The 1888-nt window shown below is 57.1% G+C and carries 1 protein-coding gene; it reads left to right on the plus strand.

Annotation, left to right across the window (positions count from 1 at the left end; genetic code table 11):
- Positions 1 to 1888 (plus strand): hypothetical protein (locus EGI32_RS11245; RefSeq protein WP_255155457.1); only part of this gene is annotated, 1888 nt, incomplete at both ends.

Raw genomic sequence — 1888 nt, forward strand, 5'->3', positions numbered from 1 at the left:
TCGCCGCTGGGTGCCAACTATACCTACAGCATCGACGGTACAAACTACCAGGCCAGCCCGGTATTTCCCAACCTTACCCCTAATTCTTATAATGTTACGGTACGAAACCTTACCACCGGGTGTACATCTGCGGCTACCGTAGTGGTAGTGGCCCCTCCGGCTGCGCAGGCCCCTCCAACGGCTTCGGTTACGGTACAGGCTACCTGTGCTGCTGGTGGAACCATCACGGTGTCTTCGCCGCTGGGTGCCAACTATACCTACAGCATCGACGGTACAAACTACCAGGCCAGCCCGGTATTTCCCAACCTTACCCCTAATTCTTATAATGTTACGGTACGAAACCTTACCACCGGGTGTACATCTGCGGCTACCGTAGTGGTAGTGGCCCCTCCGGCTGCGCAGGCCCCTCCAACGGCTTCGGTTACGGTACAGGCTACCTGTGCTGCTGGTGGAACCATCACGGTGTCTTCGCCGCTGGGTGCCAACTATACCTACAGCATCGACGGTACAAACTACCAGGCCAGCCCGGTATTTCCCAACCTTACCCCTAATTCTTATAATGTTACGGTACGAAACCTTACCACCGGGTGTACATCTGCGGCTACCGTAGTGGTAGTGGCCCCTCCGGCTGCGCAGGCCCCTCCAACGGCTTCGGTTACGGTACAGGCTACCTGTGCTGCTGGTGGAACCATCACGGTGTCTTCGCCGCTGGGTGCCAACTATACCTACAGCATCGACGGTACAAACTACCAGGCCAGCCCGGTATTTCCCAACCTTACCCCTAATTCTTATAATGTTACGGTACGAAACCTTACCACCGGGTGTACATCTGCGGCTACCGTAGTGGTAGTGGCCCCTCCGGCTGCGCAGGCCCCTCCAACGGCTTCGGTTACGGTACAGGCTACCTGTGCTGCTGGTGGAACCATCACGGTGTCTTCGCCGCTGGGTGCCAACTATACCTACAGCATCGACGGTACAAACTACCAGGCCAGCCCGGTATTTCCCAACCTTACCCCTAATTCTTATAATGTTACGGTACGAAACCTTACCACCGGGTGTACATCTGCGGCTACCGTAGTGGTAGTGGCCCCTCCGGCTGCGCAGGCCCCTCCAACGGCTTCGGTTACGGTACAGGCTACCTGTGCTGCTGGTGGAACCATCACGGTGTCTTCGCCGCTGGGTGCCAACTATACCTACAGCATCGACGGTACAAACTACCAGGCCAGCCCGGTATTTCCCAACCTTACCCCTAATTCTTATAATGTTACGGTACGAAACCTTACCACCGGGTGTACATCTGCGGCTACCGTAGTGGTAGTGGCCCCTCCGGCTGCGCAGGCCCCTCCAACGGCTTCGGTTACGGTACAGGCTACCTGTGCTGCTGGTGGAACCATCACGGTGTCTTCGCCGCTGGGTGCCAACTATACCTACAGCATCGACGGTACAAACTACCAGGCCAGCCCGGTATTTCCCAACCTTACCCCTAATTCTTATAATGTTACGGTACGAAACCTTACCACCGGGTGTACATCTGCGGCTACCGTAGTGGTAGTGGCCCCTCCGGCTGCGCAGGCCCCTCCAACGGCTTCGGTTACGGTACAGGCTACCTGTGCTGCTGGTGGAACCATCACGGTGTCTTCGCCGCTGGGTGCCAACTATACCTACAGCATCGACGGTACAAACTACCAGGCCAGCCCGGTATTTCCCAACCTTACCCCTAATTCTTATAATGTTACGGTACGAAACCTTACCACCGGGTGTACTTCTACGGCTACCGTAGTGGTAGTGGCCCCTCCGGCTGCGCAGACCGCGCCAACGGCTTCGGTTACGGTGCAGGCTACCTGTGCTGCTGGTGGAACCATCACGGTCTCCTCGCCGCTGGGCGCCA

It is taken from the genome of Ferruginibacter sp. HRS2-29 (assembly GCF_024343615.1).
In the GTDB taxonomy this organism is placed as follows: Bacteria; Bacteroidota; Bacteroidia; order Chitinophagales; family Chitinophagaceae; genus Ferruginibacter.